Source organism: Paenibacillus sp. FSL R7-0163 (genome assembly GCF_037969975.1).
Classification (GTDB): Bacteria; Bacillota; Bacilli; order Paenibacillales; family Paenibacillaceae; genus Paenibacillus_AQ; species Paenibacillus_AQ odorifer.
On record NZ_CP150224.1, the window covers coordinates 205,596 to 225,568 of the forward strand.

Genomic DNA, 19,973 nt, shown 5'->3' on the forward strand with positions numbered 1-19,973 from the left:
GAATGAGTGCCATGCCGGTGTAGCTCAATTGGTAGAGCAACTGACTTGTAATCAGTAGGTTGGGGGTTCAAGTCCTCTCGCCGGCACCATCCTTGGAGGATTAGCGAAGTGGCCAAACGCATCAGACTGTAAATCTGCTCACGTAAGTGTTCGGTGGTTCGAATCCATCATCCTCCACCAGTTTTTAGGGGCATAGTTTAAAGGTAGAACAACGGTCTCCAAAACCGTTGGTGTGGGTTCAATTCCTGCTGCCCCTGCCAAGTTCTTTCTAAAGTTTAATATGGCGGCCGTGGCGAAGGGGTTAACGCACCGGATTGTGGTTCCGGCATTCGTGGGTTCGAGACCCATCGGCCGCCCCATTTACTTTAAAATGAATAATGGCAACAATATCAACTTAATATGGCGACTGTGGCGAAGGGGTTAACGCACCGGATTGTGGTTCCGGCATTCGTGGGTTCGAGACCCATCAGTCGCCCCATTTTACTTTAAAATGTTATTGGGGATTAGCCAAGCGGTAAGGCAACGGACTTTGACTCCGTCACTCATAGGTTCGAATCCTATATCCCCAGCCATTTTATGCGGACGTGGCTCAGCGGTAGAGCATCGCCTTGCCAAGGCGAGGGTCGCGGGTTCGATTCCCGTCGTCCGCTCCAAAATTTACATGGCGCCATAGCCAAGTGGTAAGGCAAAGCTCTGCAAAAGCTTTATCCCCAGTTCAAATCTGGGTGGCGCCTCCATTTAGTTCATATGTGCCGGCGTGGCGGAATGGCAGACGCGCTCGACTCAAAATCGAGTGGGAAACCGTGGAGGTTCGAGTCCTCTCGCCGGTATCTTAAAAGGGTTAGTAAGATTGCTTTTATAAGCAATCTTACTAACCTTTTTTCTTTATGTTCTTAGTTTTACAGGATTAAGCCGTTGAATAGAGGAGTTTCTCTATTTCAACGGCTTTTTTTAATCTGATTAGTGATTAACCTGATTGATTATTAATGCGGAATGCTCGCGGGGTATGACCTATTTCTCGTTTAAACATATTGCAGAATTGGGCATCGTTCACAAAACCTGCAGCAGCAGATACTTCAGAGATTTGCATCTGAGTATGACGTAATAGAGATTTTGCATACTCCAGGCGTTTTAACAGCAAATACCGCAGGGGTGAGGACCCGAAACGTTCTTTAAATAGATGGCGAAAACGATCGTAGCTATATCCGGACATTTCTGATAGTGTTTCGACGGACAATTTATGGCGATAATGCTCATTCATATAATTAAGGACATATTGTACTCGATCTTCTGATGGGGATTGATATCCAGAGGCACTAAGAAGCCTCATAAGATGGACGGTAATCTCGCTCATTTGTAGGTTTAGAAGCTCAGAGAATCCGTCTTGCTTACGTGTAAACTCTGCTTTCATTCGCAGCAGGATTTGAAGAACGGTCTGATCTTTATCATCTTCATATACGCCGAGCAGATTACTCATATTAGGGTGTTCCGAGTGGAAGCCTACAAATAATACATTTGCATCCTCACGGTGGTGCTCGTCATGTTTATGATTGGGTGGCACAAGCGCGAAAGAAGAGGAGCGAAAATGGTAACTTCGTGGGCCAACATTGGTTGTCCCTACCCCCTGTAAATAATAGACCAGTTCGTAGCATTCATGCTGGTGTGGAGGGATATAAGTATTTAGCTCATGTGTGGCACTTACAATATATAGAACACGATCCATGATGATCCTCCAATACTTATGTTTTAGCCGAATCGTACAAAACTATGACCGAAATCATATAATTATTTTTAATAATATTTGTTATGATCGTATCAATAAATCCGAAAGTTCGCAACCTGACTGGCCATCTCGTTCGGAAATAAAGCGGATTATTAATAATAATGGTATTTTTATTGCTATTTTTGAGCCTAAACGTTAAATTTATTACTTTTAATGATACTTTATTTGGAAAAAAGAGAATTTCCATTTGAACCGTGAATTATACAATGGGTGAAGATGGGGATTCTGCCGGATTACTAACCAACTAAAATTAGGGGTGGAATAGAGTAATGAATAAAAAAGTTCTTTCTTTGTTGTTATTAATGGTGATGGTTCTGGTCACAGCATGTGGGAATAACACGTCCAATAACGGTTCTTCTGCGAATACTGGATCAAACGCTGCTGAGGGTGGAGAAAAAGGTTCAGGGGATAAACTCAAGGTTGTATTGCTGATTCCGGGGACACTTGGGGATAAATCATTTTTTGATTCCGCTAATAACGGCTTGCAAAAGGTTAAGAATGAACTAGGTGCAGTAACAAAGGTTGTTGAAATGGGCGTTGATAAAACGAAATGGGAGCCTACATTTAACGATATCGCTTCCGAGGATTGGGATGTAATTATTTCTGGCGGTTCTGAAATTACAGAGATGTTTAATGCAACGGCAGAATTGTATCCAGACAAAAAATTCATTAATTATGATACCGACATCGATGAAGCACCAGATAACATGTACAACATGTCTTATGCGACAAATGAAGTATCTTTCTTGGCAGGTGCCGTAGCAGCATTAGCTACACAATCGGATATGCCGAATGCTACCCCTGAGAATGTGATTGGGTTTGTGGGCGGTATGGATATTCCGGGGATTAATGCTTTCTTGGTCGGCTACATTCAAGGTGCTCAGTATGTTGATCCTGATGTAAAAGTGGCTGTGTCGTACGCTGGTGATTTTGTTAACCCGGCAAAAGGTAAGGAACTTTCTCTAATTCAATATAACTCCGGCGTGGATGTTATTTTTAACGTGGCTGGGGGTACAGGTCTTGGGATCTTTGACGCAGCTAAAGAAAAGAAAAAATATGCAATCGGTGTAGACTCCGATCAGGCAATGTTGATTAACGATACGGATAGTGAAAAAGCAAATCTAATCGTTACTTCATCTATTAAAAAGATTGATACGGCTATTCTAGGTGCAGTGAAGAGATTGCAAGAGGGAACGCTAGAAATGGGCAAACGTGATGTGTTGAGCTTTGTAGATGATGGTGTAGGTATTGCTGAGAATGATATTTATAAAAATGTATTCCCGGCTGATCTTCAGGCCAAGGTTGAAGAAGTGAAGCAAAAGCTGATCAATAAAGAAATTAAAGTGGATAATGCGATGGGGATGGAAACCGCAGAGGTAGAAGCTATTCGTAACGCAGTTAAGCCTTAAGCTTTAAATCTTAAGATCAGCTCTATAGTGATAAACCTACAGTTGGAGATTCTTCTAGTCAGGGGAATTCCAGCTGTATATTTTTGCAGACCTCCAAGTTGAAAGGCGTTGAGACCTATGTACAAAGCTCTGCTGGAAATGCGGGGAATTACCAAGGTATATCCCAATGGCGTCGTTGCAAATAAAGACGTGCATTTTTCTTTACGTGAGGGAGAAATACATGCGATTGCAGGTGAGAACGGTGCTGGTAAATCGACTTTAATGAAGATTATGTTCGGCATGGAAGAGCCAAGTGAAGGCGAGATCTATATCAAGGGTGAAAAAGTAAAGCTGCAATCCGCTCAGGACGCCATTGATAGAGGCATCGGCATGGTCCATCAGCATTTCATGTTGGTACCTTCTTTTACGGTGGCAGAGAATATGGTGCTGGGTATGGAGCCGCGCAGAGGAGTTGGCATTAATTATGCCGAGGCTGTGCGCATGACGGAAGAGACCGCAAGGAAATACAATCTGGCCGTGGATCCTAAAGCAAAAGTAGAGGATCTTACAGTTGGGATGAAGCAAAAGGTTGAGATTCTTAAGGCGCTGCTGCGTGGTGCGAAAATTCTGGTGCTTGATGAGCCGACTGCGGTGTTGACTCCACAGGAAACAGAGGAATTGTTCCGCGAGCTTAAGCAATTAAGGGAACAGGGTCATACGATAGTTTTTATTTCGCACAAATTAAAGGAAGTCAAAGCGATTTGCGACAGAATTACGATTATGCGCAGCGGCCGTAGTGAAGGTGTTTTTCAAACACAGGATGTGACAGAACAGGAAATCTCGCGACTAATGGTCGGCAGAGACGTCGTGCTGAAATATGACAAAGAGATTCTGGCTGTTAGTGAGCCAGTACTAACGGTGCAGGGACTCAGTGTGAATGATGCAGATGGCAAAGCATTATTGTCGGATATCAATTTTGCGGTACGTGGTGGGCAGATCGTTGGGATTGCTGGTGTAGAAGGCAACGGGCAGACACAGCTCATTGAAGCTCTTACAGGTAGCTTGAGAGGTGTCTCAAGTCAGGGCTCTGTACTAGTGAAGGGAAAGGATATCCGTGAATCGGATATTTTGGATATTCGTAAGCTAGGCGTTTCCTATATACCGGAGGATCGGATGCGGCAAGGGATCGCTAGTGAGGCAAGTATAGCTGATAATCTGCTATCTACTCAGTATCGTACAAAAGCAATGAATAAAGGTCTTTTTTTGAATGGCTCACGAATTGCCAAGCTAGCAGTATCCCTTGTAGAGGAATTTAAAGTCCGCTGTTCAGGACCTTCTCAGCCCATAGGAATGTTGTCAGGTGGTAACATGCAGAAGGTAGTCGTAGCTAGAGAGTGTTCGACTGAACCGCAGCTGCTTATTGCAGAACAGCCGACACGGGGTGTGGATATAGGCGCAGCCCAGTTCATACATCAAAAGTTGTTGGAATTACGATCAGACGATTGCGCGATTTTGTTAGTGTCGGCAGATTTGAATGAGATCTTGGAGATCAGCGATAGTCTGTTAGTAATGTACGAGGGTAAGATTGTTGCCTTTTTCGAGGAGCCATCTAAGGTTAGTGAGGAAGAATTAGGTCTTTATATGCTGGGGATTCATCGACAGGACGAGGAGCACATCGGGAGGGCCGTAAATCATGTTTAAAGTTAAATATTTTGAGTACATTCGGACATCGGCGGTAATCGTTATTGCACTCGCTATTGCTTTTCTGATCATCTCTTTGGTCAGTAATCAGCCTGTGAAGACGATTGGTATATTCCTATTAGAGCCGTTATCCAGTAAAGGTCATATTGGTAATGTGATTGAGATGGCGATTCCGCTCATGTTCACTGGGTTGGCAGTATCCTTGTTGTTTCGAGCAAATATGTTCAACCTGGGAGCTGAAGGGATTTTCTATTTCTCCGGTGTTGTAACTTCCGTATTGGCTATTCATTTAACGTTGGACGGCTGGCTGCATCCGATGGTAGCTATTGCTGCAGGTTCAATTGTAGGAGCGTTGCTCTCGGCAATACCTGGTATTCTGAAGGCAAAATGGAATGCTAATGAGTTGGTTACATCCTTAATGTTCAATAATATTTTGTTCGGAGTAGGGCTATACCTACTGAACTATCATCTACGTGATGCTAAAGCTTTTGCCAATGTATCCTACAAATTCGAGAAAACGGCACTGCTGAGTAAAATGGTCTCGGGCACCCGTATTCATATCGGTCTTATTATCGTTATCGTGCTTATTATTGCAGCTCATCTATTCCTATACAAAACGAAATGGGGATATGAGCTGCGCATGACAGGCATCAACCGGGACTTTGCCCGTTATTCCGGTATGAAGACAGCCAAGGTTATTATTCTCGTTCACTTGATTGCAGGTTTTATCGCAGGTATGGGGGGTTCCGTAGAAGTGCTGGGGATGTATAACCGTTTCCAATGGACGTCACTGCCTGGTTATGGTTTGGATGGTGCCCTTGTAGCGATGTTAGCCAAAAATAATCCGCTGTCCGTAATCGGCTCTGCATTGTTCCTAGCGTACATTCGAATTGGGGCTGACATGATGGCGCGTCTGTCTGACGTACCTTCAGAGATGATCTCAATTATACAGGCAATTATCATTCTTCTGATTTCGGCTGAGCAATTTCTGAAGTTCTGGAAAAATCGGATGCTCTTGAAGGAGGCGAAGGAAGCGTGAATAGTTTGTTTGATGTAATTTTTACAACTGACTTTGCGTTCTCTGTCCTTCGCGTGACGACTCCGATTCTGTTCGCCGCGCTCGGCGCACTCATCTCCAACCGTGCAGGGATCATTAACATTGGGATGGAGGGCATCATGCTTGTTGCCGCTTTAGCGGGTGTCATCATAAGCAGCTATACGCATAGCGCGTGGGTAGGTCTGCTTGGGGCGGTGCTGTCTGGAACATTGATCGCTGGAATATTAGCTTTTTTCACCCTGAAATTCAAAACACATATCATTCTCGGGGGTGTGGCCATTAATATGTTCGCTTCGGGAGGAACTGTGTTTATCCTCTATCTGCTTAGTGGCGACAAGGGTTCTTCCACTTCTCTGGCGAGTAAAGTTTTGCCTAGTGTCCAGATTCCTTTGTTGAAGGATATCCCGGTGCTTGGACCTATTTTATCGGGGCATCACATTCTGACGTATGTTTCTATATTGGCTGTGTTTGTTGTCTGCTATCTATTAAATCGTACACCGCTTGGACTGCGCATTCGTTCAGTGGGCGAAAATCCACATGCGGCTCAATCCGTGGGTGTAAGTGTTGTGAAAATACAGTATATGGCTTTGCTGCTTAGCGGATTTTTTGCCGGTTTAGGCGGTGCTTATATGTCGATGGGTTATTTGTCACTGTTTACCCGCGATATGATCGCTGGCCGGGGCTGGATTGCCATTGCCGCTGAGTCGATGGGAAGAAGTACGACCGTAGGCACGGCGTTGACCTCTTTATTATTTGGTACTGCAGATGCATTGTCGAATGCTCTACAGGTGTTGAAGATTCCTGCGGAGCTAATCGCTACTCTTCCTTATGTAGCCACAGTAATTGGACTTGTGATCTACGCAGTATCTGAGACACGAAAAAAGAATAAAAAACTTAAAAGCCCGCTAGTTAAATAGCGATTGAAATGATTGATACACAGACAAGGAGTGAGTAACTATGCCAACACCTATTATTATTGACTGCGATCCAGGGCATGATGACGCAATAGCGATACTGCTTGCCATAGCAAATTCGGAGAAGTTAGATCTGCGCGGGATTACAACGGTTGGTGGAAACCAAATTTTAGATAAAATCACGGAAAACGCCCTGAAGGTGATCAGCTTCGTGAATGCTGACATTCCTGTAGCTAAGGGGGCTGCTGGCCCACTGTTCGGCAAGCTTGTTACAGGTGAGGAAGCGCATGGTGAATCGGGCATGGATGGGCCGCTTTTGCCCCCAAGTAAATTCCGCCCTGTAGAACAGGGTGCTGTGGAGTTTATGCTGGATATCATTCGTTCTTCAGAGGAGAAGATTACGCTTGTGCCGATGGCTCCTTTAACAAATATTGCACTGCTAATCACGGCTTATCCAGAGATTAAAGACAGAATTGAAAAAATCTCACTGATGGGCGGAGGTATCTCTTATGGGAATGTCACCTCTACTGCGGAGTTTAATATCTATGTAGATCCTGAAGCAGCCCGTATTGTGTTTGAGTCGGGGATTCCGATCACAATGAGTGGTCTGGATGTGACCGATAAGGCTGCTATTTTTGAAGATGAGATTCTAGCATTGAAAGAGCGGGGACCAGTGTCTACAATGGTCGGAGAATTGCTGGATTTCTATTCGATTTACGGTAAAAAAATGGGCTATGTCGGTAGTGCGCTGCATGATCCATGTGCTGTTGCCTGGCTGCTGCATCCGGAACTATTTGAATCTGAGCATCTATATGTAACGGTGGAGACAGAAGGCAAGCTGACGCGGGGAATGACAGTTGCAGACAGACGGAAGAAGACGGACCGTCCAGCGAATGTGCAAGTATTGGTGGGAGTTGACCGGGAAGCATTTATGAGGCTGATCTTTGATTCACTGGAAAAGCTTGATCAAGAGCTGCTGCTAGCGGCTGAAGGGAAGTAGCTTATGGCAGGATGGGAGAGACTTCAAGAGACCGTGCAGTTTGAAATCGCTCAGCGTGGAGAAGAAGGTTGCGAGATTGATGGGTTCGCGGATAAGCTAGCGGCTGCTGGTGCCGATGAGCTCAAGCTGATGCAGGTATACAATGAGCTAATGGAGCTTACGATCAGTGAGGATTTTCCGTATCAAGAGCCATCCTCTCTGGAGGAGATTCGTCATCTACGTCCAGAAGGCCCACGTAAGCTTGAGGCGGACTGGAGTGAGGCGGAATGGAGAGAGAAGTTCTATGGAGCCTGGCTCGGTAGAAGTGTCGGCTGCGCACTTGGGAAACCGCTGGAGTATTGGGACTATCTCTATGGGAAAGATGGCCGTCCGGGCTGGGAGAATATTGAGCTATGGTTTCAGGGTGCGGACGCCTGGCCTATTACTTGCTACACACCTGGGCATTCACGGGCAGAGGCTGAATATGGTCTTGGCTTAAGCGAATGGACACATGCCAGTACCCGCGAGACGATCAAGTATATGGAAAGCGATGACGATATTCGTTACACTGTCCTGGGTCTTATGCTGCTGGAACAGAAAGGTCTGAACTGGGATTCTTGGGATATCGGAAAGCTGTGGCATACACATTTAACATATAGTCAGGTGTGCACGGCGGAGACACAGTCATATATGAATTTTGCGCAGGAGACCTCTCATCTGCATGGCGAGAAGCCTGCGGATTGGCTGGTGCGGCAGGAAAGAGTGCGGATGCACTTAAACCCTTACCGCGAGTGGATTGGTGCCGCTATACGCGCAGATGGACTGGCTTATGGTGCAGCAGGTTATCCTGAGCTTGCGGCAGAATTAGGCTGGCGTGATGCTACATTTTCACATGTGAAAAATGGCATCTACGGTGAGATGTTTAATGCGGCGATGATATCGGCAGCTTTTGCAGAGAAGGATAATGAACGGATCCTAGAGATTGGCCTTAGCGAGATTCCGCGTACCAGTCGTCTGGCCAGTGATGTTTTGCGGGGGATAGATATTGCGCAGAAGGCCAAAAGTGAGCGGGAGTTGGTTCGTAACATTTGGGATACTTTTAGCCACTATGATGCGGTCCATACAAATAATAATGCTGCTCTTGTAGCTGCGTCGCTTGTTTATGGCGGGAATGATTTTGAAAAAACAGTCGTCACTTCCGTATACGGTGGAATGGATACAGACTGTAACGGGGCAACTGTGGGCTCAATTATGGGAGCGAAGCTTGGAGCAAGTAAGTTGCCGGCTTCATGGATTGAACCGCTTCACGATACGTTATATGCGGATCTGCCCGGATTTCATCCGATTGCGATTTCGGAATGTGCGGAACGCAGCTACCAAGTGTTCTTGAAGATTCGCAGAGAGCTTGGCGAGAAGGCATAAAAGATTTAGCGAGTATGGGACTCGATAGATCAGGGATTCAGGGATTACTATATGAATTATGGGATGTCTTAAGCTATTGGCTTAGACATCCTTTTTTGCGTAACAGCAGGTCTTTAAATCACACTCCAACGAACCAAATGTAGCTTTAACTGCATTTCATACACTTAAAAAAACCAAATATGGCTATATTAACAGTGGAGCGTTTAGTGGTGGGGCAATAGGAGAATCATGATTTCAAGAGGGAAGGATTACCTTTGCTAACCCTTTTTATTTTGTTAATAAATGTGTAAAAAGAGCCCGGTATAAAGGGTTTTTAGGTTTTTATCAAACTTCCTGGTATATCATTTAAATAAAAATGATGACACAGCAGAAGAAATGTCTTATTATTTAAGGAGATTTTTAATAAAACAGATTTTAGAAAATTGTAATACAATGTCTCACTTCATGGAGGTTCATTATATAAGGGAAAGGAAGGGGGAGCTTCTAATACTGTCGCTGAGTCGGGTAAGTAAAGGGTTCAAGCTGAAGGAAGGCATCTATCAGGCTGTGGATGAGGTATCGCTGGAGGTAAAGCAGGGATCCATTCACGGGATCATTGGTGAGAGTGGTGCGGGGAAATCTACGCTGCTGCGACTGATGAATCTTCTGGAACAGCCGGATCAGGGAACGGTTACTGTAGATGGCCACAACCTGACCGAAATGCCTAGTAAAGCACTGCGTAAAGCAAGGCAAAAGATTGGAATGATCTTTCAACAATTTAATCTTGTTTATAACGTCACAGTAGAGCGGAATGTTTCGATCCCGCTGGAGCTGGCAGATGTCCCAAAGCATGAACGAATGAAACGTGTGAAGGAGTGTCTGGATTTTGTTGGACTGGCAGATAAGGCAAAACAATATCCTGCACAGCTCAGCGGAGGACAACGTCAGCGTGTTGCGATTGCCCGCGCGCTAGCGAACAGTCCGGGAATATTGCTATGTGACGAGCCAACGTCCTCTCTGGACCCAGGAACCACTACAGATATCTTGAACGTGCTGAAGCATGTGAATTCAAGTCTTGGAGTAACGGTTGTCATTGTTACGCATGAGATGGATGTTGTCAAAAGCATATGTACTCATGTATCGGTGATGGAAAAAGGGCGCATTGTAGATTCATTCTCTCGTGAAGACGGTGAATTCCGTCCAGCAGCAGCCAGCACCGGGACATACCGCGATCAGATTCTTGGTAAAGCGGGGGAAGGTCATGTTTGACAGTGTACTTCAATATCAGGCACAGATGTGGGATTCGATCGGTGAAACCTTTGTGATGGTTGGTATTTCTGTTGGGGCGGCAGTACTGCTGGGGCTTCCGCTGGGCACCTTGTTGTTTTTTTTCCGAAAAGGGCAGCTTTATGAGAATACAACGTTGTCTCTGGTGCTCAACAGTATCGTTAATATTATCCGCTCGTTTCCGTTCCTGCTGCTGGTCGTTGCGCTAATTCCAGTCACTCGTTTCCTGGTCGGGACCGCCATTGGGACGATTGCAGCAGCGGTTCCATTATCTATAATCGCTATTGCCTATTATGCTCGGTTAGTGGAGCAGTCGTTGCTGGAGGTTCCTAAAGGGGTCATTGAAGCAGCATTATCGATGGGAGCCTCGAAGCTGGGCTTGATCTTTAAATTTTTGTACGTGGAAGCTCGTTCGGGTCTAGTCCTTGGACTTACTACTTCTACAATTAGTTTTATCTCCTTCTCGACCGTGATGGGAGTTGTTGGTGGGGGAGGGGTTGGTGATTTCGCTATCCGTTATGGTTATCAGCGTTTTGAGACGGAAGTGATGATCTATGCCATTCTAGTGATGATTGTATTGGTCCAATTGGTTCAGTTCACTGGGGGGACTATCGCAAGGCTGTTGGATAAGCGTTAATACAAAATAGTTCAATATATAAACTGGGGGTTAGTAGTACTAATGAAAAAATCAATGATACTTGTGCTTACATTAATGGTATTGGTCGTAGCGGGTTGTGGCTCTAATAAAGCAGCCGAGAATAATGCTGCAAAAGGTAGTAATGATGAGTTAACCAAATTAAAGATCGCTACACTGATCCCACCTATGACAGAAATTCTGGATATTGTGAAGCCGCTCCTTAAGGAAGATGGCATTGATCTGGAGATCGTTGTTCTCTCTGACAATGTGCAGCCTAATGAGGCTTTAGCTAATAAAGAGGTAGACGCTAACTTTTTCCAACACGTTCCTTATATGAAGCAATATAATGAAAGCAAAGGCTCTAATCTGGTAGAGGTACAGCCTGTCTATGACGCTATTTATGGCGGATACTCCAAACGTTACAAGACTATAGCTGATCTTCCTGAAGGGGCTACGCTTGTAATGGCTAATGATCCATCTAACATCGGTCGTTCATTGCAAATGTTCGCTGCAGCTGATCTTATTAAGCTAAAAGAAGGCGTAGGCATTCAAGCCACACAAGCAGACATTACTGAGAATCCAAAAAAATTCAAGTTTGAAGAAGTCGATCTCCTAATGCTGGCCCGTATGCTTGATGATGGCGATTTAGTAGCCATGACTCCGGCTTATGCGAGCCCACTAGGATTGACACCGAAGAAAGATGCGCTGATTACGGAAGGCGAAGATTCCGAATTCACAATTACTTTGGTGGCACGTGAAGACAACAAGGATTCTGACGCCATTCAAAAGCTGGCTAAACGGATCAGCGGTCCTGAAGTGAAGAAGTTCCTTGAGGATAATTACGCGGATATTGCGTTGCCTGCGTTTAAATAAGCTGAATATGGATCTATAAAAAAAGGGCAGCCCGGCGATATTTACCGGGCTGCCCTTTTTGTAATAGGACTATTTAGGTGTGTCTTACATTACTCGGCTTCTCTCAGCCGTTCCACTATGGATGCTTGGGATAACGTTTTATAGGCTCTCAGTGTCACTGTGTAAGCGAGAATTAACAAAATAGGAACGGTGAGGATAAACGGCAGCCAACTCATCTGAAATACCATAAAGGCCATATTTTCCGTGATGCTTTTGGAAAGGTTATAGGTCAGCAATACACCTAATGTTGAGGTTATGAGGACGGTTAGCAAAACGGTGTATAATCCTTCAAGGATCAGCATACGTTTTAGCTGCTTTTTGGTCATGCCAATACTCTCCAGCATGGCAAATTCATTGCGGCGTGAGACTACCCCGGTGAGTACAGTGTTGATATAATTCAGCACCCCGATTAGAGCAATGACCAGGCTAAGCCCATACCCCACGGTTTGAAAAATGCGAATGAATCCACCGAGCTCATCTTTATAATCCTCCCTGGATTTCAAGGATAATTCATTTGTCGAATCTGTTAGAGCCTTGGCTGCTTGTTCTACTAAATCCATTTTAGCTGGATCGACATGTAGTGTGGCTGAAACAATATTGGCTGGATCTGTACCTTGCGGCATTTCCTTCTGCAGCTCCGAAGCAGGGAGGAAGACGTTGTACCCTAACAAAGAGAAAGATTTTGTTGTGGCAGCATATACTGCATCATTTTTTACTACTGCCATCACTTCATAAGATTTACCCGACTTCTCGAAAGTGACTGTATCTCCAGGATGATAATAGGCGCGGTAGCTATCTTCTTCTATAAACATGGCCTCAGCTATGACCGCATATTTTCCTGAAGCAAACTTCTGCCTGTTAAACTCCCCTTCAATAATATCCTTGTCCACAAGATCAAACCAGCCCGGATCTAATCCATATAAATTATTGTAGATCACCCCCCTCTTATCTAAAGTGGAGAGAAGATAGGGATGTGGATCAGCAGCTGCCATTGGCTCCAAAATAGCCCGGACAGCATCATCGACAGGAGATGGAACATATCTGTGGTAAACCTTATCAACACTTTCTACACCGTCAATTTTACTTAGATTGTTGGCGAAATCCTCTGAAAGCTTGTATGGATCACCGTCTCGAGGCCCTGTAATACTGACTAACACTTCATTCTGAACCAAAAAATCACCGGAGATAAAGGAAGCCAGATATTTGTTCACATCCAGTGAGGAAATTACTGTGAAAATGGTACTGAACAAGATGATACTCAAGGAGAGTGAAGAGAGCATCAGGATCAGCTTCTTTTTGCTTCTGAACAGGTTGGAGAACGCCATGTTGTGAAGTTTTGCGCCATGTTTTGATTTTTTGGCGTTCCGTTTTCCGCCGCTGCTGACTCCGGCAAATTTTACAGCCTCTACCGGCGAGGTTCGCGAAGCCATCCGGCCCGGTTTGCTTGCGGCGATCCATACGGTCATAAACGAGAATGCTGCTGCACCAATAAATATCCACGGGCTAGCAGAATAGACATTATCAGTAGAACCGTTTAAAAATGAGGAGGTCATAGGGAGAATCAGCAGACCTAGCAGATATCCCAACCCCAATCCAAAAGGCAATGCGACTAGATAAAGTGAGCGGGCCTGAATGGAGATGATCTTTTTTAGTTGTCGGGGTGTGGTACCGATGGTCTTTAGCAGGCCATAAAATTTGACATCCCGCACGACGGAAATAAAAAAGATATTGTAGATTAGTAAATAGCCGCTCAGCATGGTGATAAGAATGACAACTGCATAAGGAATGATATTCATTAGATTATCGGAGAGAGACACACTTGTATAAGCCGGATTGACACCATAAGGTACATCCAGGCCGGTGTCCGTCAAAATCTTTTGTACCTTCTGTTCAATATTATAAGAATTGTTAAACATCACCCCTAGACCTGCGGTGTTTACATAAGAACCCGTTGCCTCAGAGATATTCGGGTCAATATGGGAAATGTTCTTCTGTGTAAATGCTTCGGATACAAAAGCTAATCCTGACATCGCCAAATTTTGATCGGTTTCGTAATACCCGGAGAGCTTAAAGTCTTGGCTTATGACTTTTTCACCAATGTCTATATCCAGCTTCACAGTCTGGCCTAACTCATGTTTTGCTCCAAGCAAGTCAAGCGCCCAAGTATTTAGGACGATTTCATTCTCTTGGGAGGGTAGTCCGCCAGCTATAAAGTTGATAAATCCGTGTTTGGCATAATTCTCGTCAATTCGAAGGACCTCTACCCGGTTATTCTTGAACAGACTGGTGCTTATATCGCCAACCTTAAGAAAAACGCCATACTCTTTGATGGAGGGGTGTTTTTTTAGCTTCTCCAACTCGGCAGGATTCAGATATTTGAAGCTTCCATGATAATCGCTGCCAGTAGTCTGCATTTGTGCGCGTTGCATCGATTTGTTAATACTGAGCGCCAAGGTAAACACGGTGGTGATCAAAAGTGTAGTCAGTACGATGGCACAGATGATAGTGAAATTGCGAGCACGGTTGGCTTTGAGGCTTTTTTTGGCTAAAGTAGCAATAGTCTTATGGTTATTCGTGCTGATCATGGCTGGCTCACTCCGGAGCTACGGGGTTGTCCAGTGAAAATGATGCCATCTTCAATACGGATGATACGGTCAGCAGTTTGAGCGATTTGTTCATTGTGTGTGATCATCACAATGGTTTGGTTGAATTTTTCGCTCATCTGTTTAAGTAAAATCAGCACTTCTTGGCTTGTTTTGCTGTCCAGATTACCTGTAGGTTCATCTGCTAAGATGATTGAAGGTTTGGTCGCCAATGCTCTGGCTATTGCCACCCGTTGCTGCTGTCCGCCAGACAGATTAGAAGGTAGAGTATTCATCTTTTCCTGCAAGCCTAAAGTGCGGATGATCAGATCAAGATAAGTTTCGTCAACTTTGCCACCGTCCAGTTCAATGGGCAGCACAATATTCTCCCGCACATTTAGTATGGGTACCAAATTATAGTTCTGAAAAACAAACCCCACCGATCTGCGCCGAAAAATGGTCAGCTTCTCATCACTCATCGCAAAAATATCATTCCCGTCCACGTAAACCTTGCCCTCTGTTGCCCGATCTAATCCGCCAAGCATATGAAGAAGGGTGCTTTTGCCGCTGCCGCTAGTGCCGACAATGGCGACAAACTCCCCTTTATCCACTGACAGTGATATACCGTCCAAAGCCTTAACGCTTGAGCCAACCTTTCCATAGTGTTTTTTTAAATTTTCAGTCTGTAGAATCGGCATAACTCTTCCCCTCCAATGAGATCTGTTTGTCCATAATTTAAGGGTAGCAAATCAATCTGACAGGAGAGTGTCTGAATTCTGACCATAATGACACATTCTATTTCAGCGCTGGGGCAGGTAAACAGAGAAAGTTGTACCTTTTCCAGTTTCAGAAATGACGTTGATATGGCCACCTTGCGCCGTGATAATCTCTCTGGACAAAAACAACCCGATGCCGACCCCCTCGAATTCACGCGCTTGCTTTCCTCGGTAAAACCGCTTAAAGATGTGAGGGATTTCTTCGCTGGGGATTCCAAGTCCAGTATCGGTAAGGTGGATACAGGTGAACATCTCGTTGCTTTCAGCAAGAACGGAGATTTGTCCGCTATGCGGCGTGTACTTCACAGCATTCTCGAGCAGGTTGAATAGCGCTTCACTTGTCCATTTGACATCGTGGCAGGCTAAGATGTGTGTCCCGCAGTCAATATTGATCGTAATTTGTTTGTTTTCCGCTTGTGCATAAATCTGGGATAAAGCCTGCGTCAGAGTTTGTATGAGCGGTTTCGCCTCAATCTGCTGTAGGGAGATCATTCCTGTTTCCAAACGTGATAATTTGATTAGAGACTGGATCAGCCAATCCAACTTATCTGACTGCGCTTTAATATGCTGTATGTAGTGCCGGACATTCTCATTTAGTCCGGGCATCTCTTCCAGCAACTGACTGAATACCATGATATTAGAGAGGGGGGTCTTGGTTTGATGGGAGATATCCGAGATCAGCTCTTTTATTTTGTTTTTCTCTGTTTGAATATTTCGTTCATTCGCCTTAGCCATCCCTATATACCGCTTTAGTTTATGTTCCATCGAAGATAGAGCGGTTTCTTCATAGTTAGTGAGTGGCGGCTGGTCATGTATAGCCCGCTCAATCGCTGTATCTAAGGTCTGTATATAGATTGTGATCTGACGGTTCCATAACCAGACCCATACGGCTCCTGTCGCTAATATACAGATGATGAATAGAGAAGTCAGTTGGAGCACAGTGGGGTCGAACCCGTACAGAAACATTATACGGCCGATAAAACAGGCCACTAGTATAAGGATGATCAGTAAAAAGAGCCTATGAATGTGCTTGAAATTAGCAGGAGGGCTATTGGTTTTCATGGTTTTTGCCCTTCAGTCCACATGTATCCAAGTCCGTAAATGGTCTTGATATATTTAGGCGCTGCCGGGTCATCCTCAAGTTTAGCACGCAGCCGTTTGATGGCTACTGTCAATGCGTTTTCATCCACAAATTCGGCATCCTTGCTCCAGATCTTGTCTATCAGCTGTTCTCGGGTCAAAATATTGCCCGTATTCGTCACCAGCAGCCGCAGCAGTTTTTGCTCAGTTTTGCTCAGCTGGAGTGATTGTTTATTTTTGCTGTACTCCAGTTTCTCAAAATCGAGTTCTAACGGACCCAATATTATTTTTCCAGTCCCTAGCGATTCCGTTCTTCTGAGGACTGCCATTACTCTGGCGCGAAGCACCATTAGGCTGAATGGTTTGGTGATATAGTCATCGCCCCCCAATGCAAAACCGGTGATAATGTCGGACTCCATATCATTGGCGGTGAGGAAAATAATGGGTACGCGTGAGGTCTTGCGAAGTTGCTCGCAATAATCCAGCCCACTGCCGTCTGGCAGATTGATGTCCAGAATGATGAGATCAATAGGGTTAACTGCGAAGATATGCTCCGCCGCGGCAATATCGTAGGCTTGATGGATCACAACATTGTTTTGAGAAAGAGTGAGAGCGATCCCTTTATTTAAACTACGGTCGTCCTCAACGATCAGTATGTTCATAGTAATTCTCCTTTGTTTCTTATTTGATCATTATACATTCTCGGGATTTATTCGAAAGCGAGATTTTTATTTAGTAGACAGTTGAAAGTGGACTTCATATCTAAGAATACTATTATTGAAAGATTACGGAGCGAGGTTTTTTGATAAAGAGCCACATAGTTAACCCTAAAGGAAAGCTCAAAAGGGCATCACCTATATAGGGTGGTGTCCTTTCAATTTTCGATGGGGGCGCATCCCCTTTTTATATGTGAAAAGGTTGGTTATGACCTACAACTAGCCCAACAGTGGTCTGTAGTCGTACAGCTACCTCGACTAAGGTCCAGTACGAAAAACCGTCGTTGGTCTGTTTTGAAAGTCTGCGATTTACCCTAGAATAAGGCTATAAGGTTAAGGACAACGAAAGGCGGTGAGAAAAAATGCAAAGAAGACAAGGAAACGGATTAGCGGTTGTACTGATTGTGATTGGTGCGGTTATGCTGCTCGGCATTGCGCTTCCTCTGATCCACGGAATGTTCAGATTACTTTTCCCGGTATTGCTGGTTGTTCTCGGGTACTACGGGATTAAGAGCGGACGCAAGATTATCGGTTGGGTACTGATGTTCATTGGTGTGATGTCCCTGATCGCGAAGCTTTCCTGGATCATTGGACCACTTCTAGGAGTGGCGTTGATCGTCTGGGGCGTATCAGCATTAAAGGGCAGAAGTAATAATGGTACTTATTAAGAAGCAATGTACTTAAACAAGAAGCAGGGAGGGAGCAGGAGATCATGAGTGTTTTTCGTCGCATGAGGGATATTACTGTAGCTAATTTAAATGAACGTCTGGAGCAAAGCCAAGATCCCGTGAAACTAATTGATCAATTTCTACATTCAACCCGTGAGGAAATCAGTGAAGCTGAAAGGCTGTACCAGCAATATGCTTCCCACACGAAGCAATTGCAGCAGCAAGTGAACCAAGCAACTGCCATGAGAAACAAACGTGAAGAACAGGCGTTGTTGGCACTGAAAGCAGGCGAGGATCATCTCGCGAAGCTGGCTTTACAAGAAAAGATCATTCACGAGGAAAAACTGGAGCAATACAGCGGGCTGTTAGAACAGAGCAAGCAATCCTTGTTTGAACTTGAAGCACAGCTGAATGAGCTGAAAATAGAGTATCAAACGGTGTACAGCAAACGTCAGTATTATTCGGCACGAATGGAGTCGCTGCGATTGCAGCAACGCATGAATCAAAGAGCCAGTGCTTATGGCAATGGTGGTGATGTTCCCAAAATGTTCGGTCGTCTGGAAGATCAGATGTCGGATTGGGAATTAGAAGCAAAGAGCTTGCGTGATTTGCGGCGCATGGGACAGGAATATGCGGTGCAAGCGGGTGAGACCGTAGCGACCGTACTCGAAAGAGAAATGGCTCGCCTAAAGGAGAAACTGAACAATGGTGGAAAGGAGTAACGCTATGAGTCGATTGTATCGTTCAACTAGAGATAAAGTGATGACGGGTCTTGCAGGTGGATTATCTGAAACGCTCGGTATTGATTCCACGTTATTCCGGATTCTATTACTGGTCAGCATTCCGTTCACAGGTGGTGCGGTGATTCCGGTATACTTCATTGCAGCAATGGTCATTCCTAAGGAACCGACGCATTATAATCCTTTTGGACCAGGGCCTGGGGCACCGGGTGGCCCATACGGCGGACCCTACTCAGGCAGACCGGAACATGGACACGGACCACAAGCTACTGGCGGATATGGACCTTATGGACGCCAGCCAAATTACAATCCTAATTTTGAGAAAAACAACGCTTATTCCGCACCGGACTCCGGTTTGGATGCGATGATGAAGGATATTGAGAAGAAGGCTTTGCAAAAAGAAGTAGAAGAACTCAAACAAAAACTGTCTAAATATGAGAAAGGGGAATTGTAAATCATGGGAGTATTTCAAAGAATTAAAGATATGACAAAAGCGTCGGTAAATGACTTGTTGGATAAGGTAGAGGACCCAATCGTAATGCTTAACCAATATCTGCGCGATATGGAGGCTGAGATTCACGAAGCGGAAGTAACAGTTGCTAAACAAATGGCTAACGAACGCCGTATGAAGCAACGTGTGGAAGAAGCAGCAAAAATGTCTGCACAACGTGGATCACAAGCTGAACTGGCACTGAAAAATGGCCAAGAAGAAGTAACTCGCAAGCTGTTGGAAGAAAAAATCTACTTTGACCAAAAGCAAGTGGAATACAGTGATCTTCACGCACAAGCTGAAGTACACGCTAAGGAATTGGTGCAACAACTGCATGACATGAAGGATGAGTTCTACAAGCTGCGCAACAAACGTAATGAGCTTGTATCCCGTGCTCAAATGGCTAAAGCCAAAAAACAAATGTCGCAAATCAGCAGTGTACATTCCATTGAAAGTGGCAGTGCATCACTCGGATTCCACCGGATGGAAGAGAAAATTATGCAGCTTGAGGCTGAAGCAGATGTAATGCGTGCACCTTACAGCCCATCCGCTGCTTATAGCAAACCCGTTGATGTTGAGAAGCAACTGAAAGTGGATGAGCAATTGGCGCTACTGAAAAACAAGCTGAATGATACACCTGCGGCTCCTTCTCTAAACAAAAAAGAACAATAAATCCTGTTCCTAAAACTTGGACGGATATGATATGCTGGACAAGAAGAAGCCATACGGTATGGATCTCCATACCGATATGGCTATTATAGCGGCTAGCTATAATATTTAACGGTGATAATATTCCTCATAGTGACGGATATCTATCCGATATTATAAAATGAGTTTTGCTTCGCAAAACTTTTAGGAGGTG

General features: G+C 44.8%; 18 protein-coding genes and 9 tRNA genes. 22 read left to right on the forward strand and 5 right to left on the reverse strand.

Annotation, left to right across the window (positions count from 1 at the left end; all coding sequences use genetic code 11):
• Positions 1 to 13 precede the first annotated feature (13 nt).
• The 9 genes from NST45_RS00905 to NST45_RS00945 all read left to right on the forward strand — a co-directional run bounded on the left by NST45_RS00905 (position 14) and on the right by NST45_RS00945 (position 830).
• Positions 14 to 89: transfer RNA gene (locus NST45_RS00905), tRNA-Thr, on the forward strand.
• A 5-nt stretch (positions 90 to 94) separates the two neighbouring features.
• Positions 95 to 180, forward strand: a tRNA-Tyr gene (locus NST45_RS00910).
• A 6-nt stretch (positions 181 to 186) separates the two neighbouring features.
• A tRNA-Trp gene (locus NST45_RS00915) sits at positions 187 to 260 on the forward strand.
• A 23-nt stretch (positions 261 to 283) separates the two neighbouring features.
• Positions 284 to 359: transfer RNA gene (locus NST45_RS00920), tRNA-His, on the forward strand.
• A gap of 43 nt (positions 360 to 402) precedes the next feature.
• A tRNA-His gene (locus tag NST45_RS00925) sits at positions 403 to 478 on the forward strand.
• Positions 479 to 497: 19 nt separating this feature from the next.
• Positions 498 to 572, forward strand: a tRNA-Gln gene (locus NST45_RS00930).
• 6 nt (positions 573 to 578) lie between these two features.
• Positions 579 to 653 (forward strand) — tRNA-Gly (locus NST45_RS00935).
• A gap of 10 nt (positions 654 to 663) precedes the next feature.
• Positions 664 to 737: transfer RNA gene (locus tag NST45_RS00940), tRNA-Cys, on the forward strand.
• A gap of 14 nt (positions 738 to 751) precedes the next feature.
• Positions 752 to 830 (forward strand) — tRNA-Leu (locus tag NST45_RS00945).
• Positions 831 to 967: 137 nt separating this feature from the next.
• Here NST45_RS00945 and NST45_RS00950 read toward each other — a convergent pair.
• Positions 968 to 1,723, reverse strand: coding sequence for an AraC family transcriptional regulator (locus NST45_RS00950; RefSeq protein WP_076104855.1), 756 nt, complete (start codon positions 1,721 to 1,723; stop codon positions 968 to 970).
• A gap of 329 nt (positions 1,724 to 2,052) precedes the next feature.
• Between NST45_RS00950 and NST45_RS00955 the strand changes: the two genes are divergently transcribed.
• The 9 genes from NST45_RS00955 to NST45_RS00995 all read left to right on the forward strand — a co-directional run bounded on the left by NST45_RS00955 (position 2,053) and on the right by NST45_RS00995 (position 12,020).
• On the forward strand, positions 2,053 to 3,192 hold the full coding sequence (locus tag NST45_RS00955) for a BMP family ABC transporter substrate-binding protein (protein ID WP_076213726.1): 1,140 nt from the start codon (positions 2,053 to 2,055) through the stop codon (positions 3,190 to 3,192).
• 117 nt (positions 3,193 to 3,309) lie between these two features.
• Positions 3,310 to 4,872, forward strand: a complete 1,563-nt coding sequence (locus tag NST45_RS00960) for an ABC transporter ATP-binding protein (protein ID WP_036685571.1) — start codon at positions 3,310 to 3,312, stop codon at positions 4,870 to 4,872.
• Positions 4,865 to 5,911 (forward strand): ABC transporter permease, encoded by a 1,047-nt coding sequence (locus NST45_RS00965; protein WP_339824570.1) that lies wholly within the window; start codon positions 4,865 to 4,867, stop codon positions 5,909 to 5,911. Before NST45_RS00960 ends, NST45_RS00965 begins: the two co-directional genes overlap by 8 nt.
• The gene (locus tag NST45_RS00970) at positions 5,908 to 6,846 is read left to right on the forward strand and encodes an ABC transporter permease (RefSeq protein WP_339824573.1); all 939 of its coding nucleotides are present in this window, start codon (positions 5,908 to 5,910) and stop codon (positions 6,844 to 6,846) included. The genes NST45_RS00965 and NST45_RS00970 overlap by 4 nt, the downstream gene beginning before the upstream one ends.
• A 40-nt stretch (positions 6,847 to 6,886) precedes the next feature.
• Positions 6,887 to 7,843 (forward strand): nucleoside hydrolase, encoded by a 957-nt coding sequence (locus NST45_RS00975; RefSeq protein ID WP_339824576.1) that lies wholly within the window; start codon positions 6,887 to 6,889, stop codon positions 7,841 to 7,843.
• A gap of 3 nt (positions 7,844 to 7,846) precedes the next feature.
• Positions 7,847 to 9,244, forward strand: a complete 1,398-nt coding sequence (locus tag NST45_RS00980) for an ADP-ribosylglycohydrolase family protein (protein ID WP_339824579.1) — start codon at positions 7,847 to 7,849, stop codon at positions 9,242 to 9,244.
• Positions 9,245 to 9,730: 486 nt separating this feature from the next.
• Positions 9,731 to 10,492 carry an ATP-binding cassette domain-containing protein gene (locus NST45_RS00985; RefSeq protein ID WP_081383877.1) on the forward strand — a complete coding sequence of 254 codons (762 nt, stop codon included), beginning with the start codon at positions 9,731 to 9,733 and terminating at the stop codon, positions 10,490 to 10,492.
• The gene (locus tag NST45_RS00990) at positions 10,485 to 11,147 is read left to right on the forward strand and encodes a methionine ABC transporter permease (RefSeq protein WP_036685560.1); all 663 of its coding nucleotides are present in this window, start codon (positions 10,485 to 10,487) and stop codon (positions 11,145 to 11,147) included. Before NST45_RS00985 ends, NST45_RS00990 begins: the two co-directional genes overlap by 8 nt.
• Positions 11,148 to 11,189: 42 nt before the next feature.
• On the forward strand, positions 11,190 to 12,020 hold the full coding sequence (locus NST45_RS00995) for a MetQ/NlpA family ABC transporter substrate-binding protein (protein WP_036685556.1): 831 nt from the start codon (positions 11,190 to 11,192) through the stop codon (positions 12,018 to 12,020).
• Positions 12,021 to 12,109: 89 nt separating this feature from the next.
• On the opposite strand, the gene NST45_RS01000 is transcribed toward NST45_RS00995, so the two are convergent.
• The 4 genes from NST45_RS01000 to NST45_RS01015 form a co-directional block, all read right to left on the reverse strand.
• Entirely contained in the window at positions 12,110 to 14,644 is a 2,535-nt protein-coding gene (locus tag NST45_RS01000; protein WP_339824582.1) for an FtsX-like permease family protein, read from the reverse strand.
• Entirely contained in the window at positions 14,641 to 15,339 is a 699-nt protein-coding gene (locus NST45_RS01005; RefSeq protein WP_076098832.1) for an ABC transporter ATP-binding protein, read from the reverse strand. The genes NST45_RS01000 and NST45_RS01005 overlap by 4 nt, the downstream gene beginning before the upstream one ends.
• Positions 15,340 to 15,441: 102 nt before the next feature.
• Positions 15,442 to 16,479, reverse strand: coding sequence for a HAMP domain-containing sensor histidine kinase (locus NST45_RS01010; RefSeq protein WP_339824585.1), 1,038 nt, complete (start codon positions 16,477 to 16,479; stop codon positions 15,442 to 15,444).
• Positions 16,476 to 17,159: a response regulator transcription factor gene (locus tag NST45_RS01015; RefSeq protein ID WP_339824587.1), complete on the reverse strand. Its 684-nt coding sequence runs from the start codon at positions 17,157 to 17,159 to the stop codon at positions 16,476 to 16,478. Before NST45_RS01015 ends, NST45_RS01010 begins: the two co-directional genes overlap by 4 nt.
• Before the next feature lie 416 nt (positions 17,160 to 17,575).
• Between NST45_RS01015 and NST45_RS01020 the strand changes: the two genes are divergently transcribed.
• The 4 genes from NST45_RS01020 to NST45_RS01035 are packed head-to-tail and all read left to right on the forward strand — an operon-like array spanning position 17,576 to position 19,783.
• Complete coding sequence (locus NST45_RS01020) at positions 17,576 to 17,881, forward strand: hypothetical protein (protein ID WP_036685544.1); 306 nt, start codon at positions 17,576 to 17,578, stop codon at positions 17,879 to 17,881.
• Between the two features lie 44 nt (positions 17,882 to 17,925).
• Positions 17,926 to 18,603, forward strand: a complete 678-nt coding sequence (locus NST45_RS01025; protein ID WP_036685541.1) for a PspA/IM30 family protein — start codon at positions 17,926 to 17,928, stop codon at positions 18,601 to 18,603.
• Positions 18,604 to 18,607: 4 nt separating this feature from the next.
• Positions 18,608 to 19,075, forward strand: a complete 468-nt coding sequence (locus NST45_RS01030; RefSeq protein ID WP_036685653.1) for a PspC domain-containing protein — start codon at positions 18,608 to 18,610, stop codon at positions 19,073 to 19,075.
• 3 nt (positions 19,076 to 19,078) lie between these two features.
• Positions 19,079 to 19,783: a PspA/IM30 family protein gene (locus NST45_RS01035; protein ID WP_036685540.1), complete on the forward strand. Its 705-nt coding sequence runs from the start codon at positions 19,079 to 19,081 to the stop codon at positions 19,781 to 19,783.
• The last annotated feature ends 190 nt before the right edge of the window (positions 19,784 to 19,973 follow it).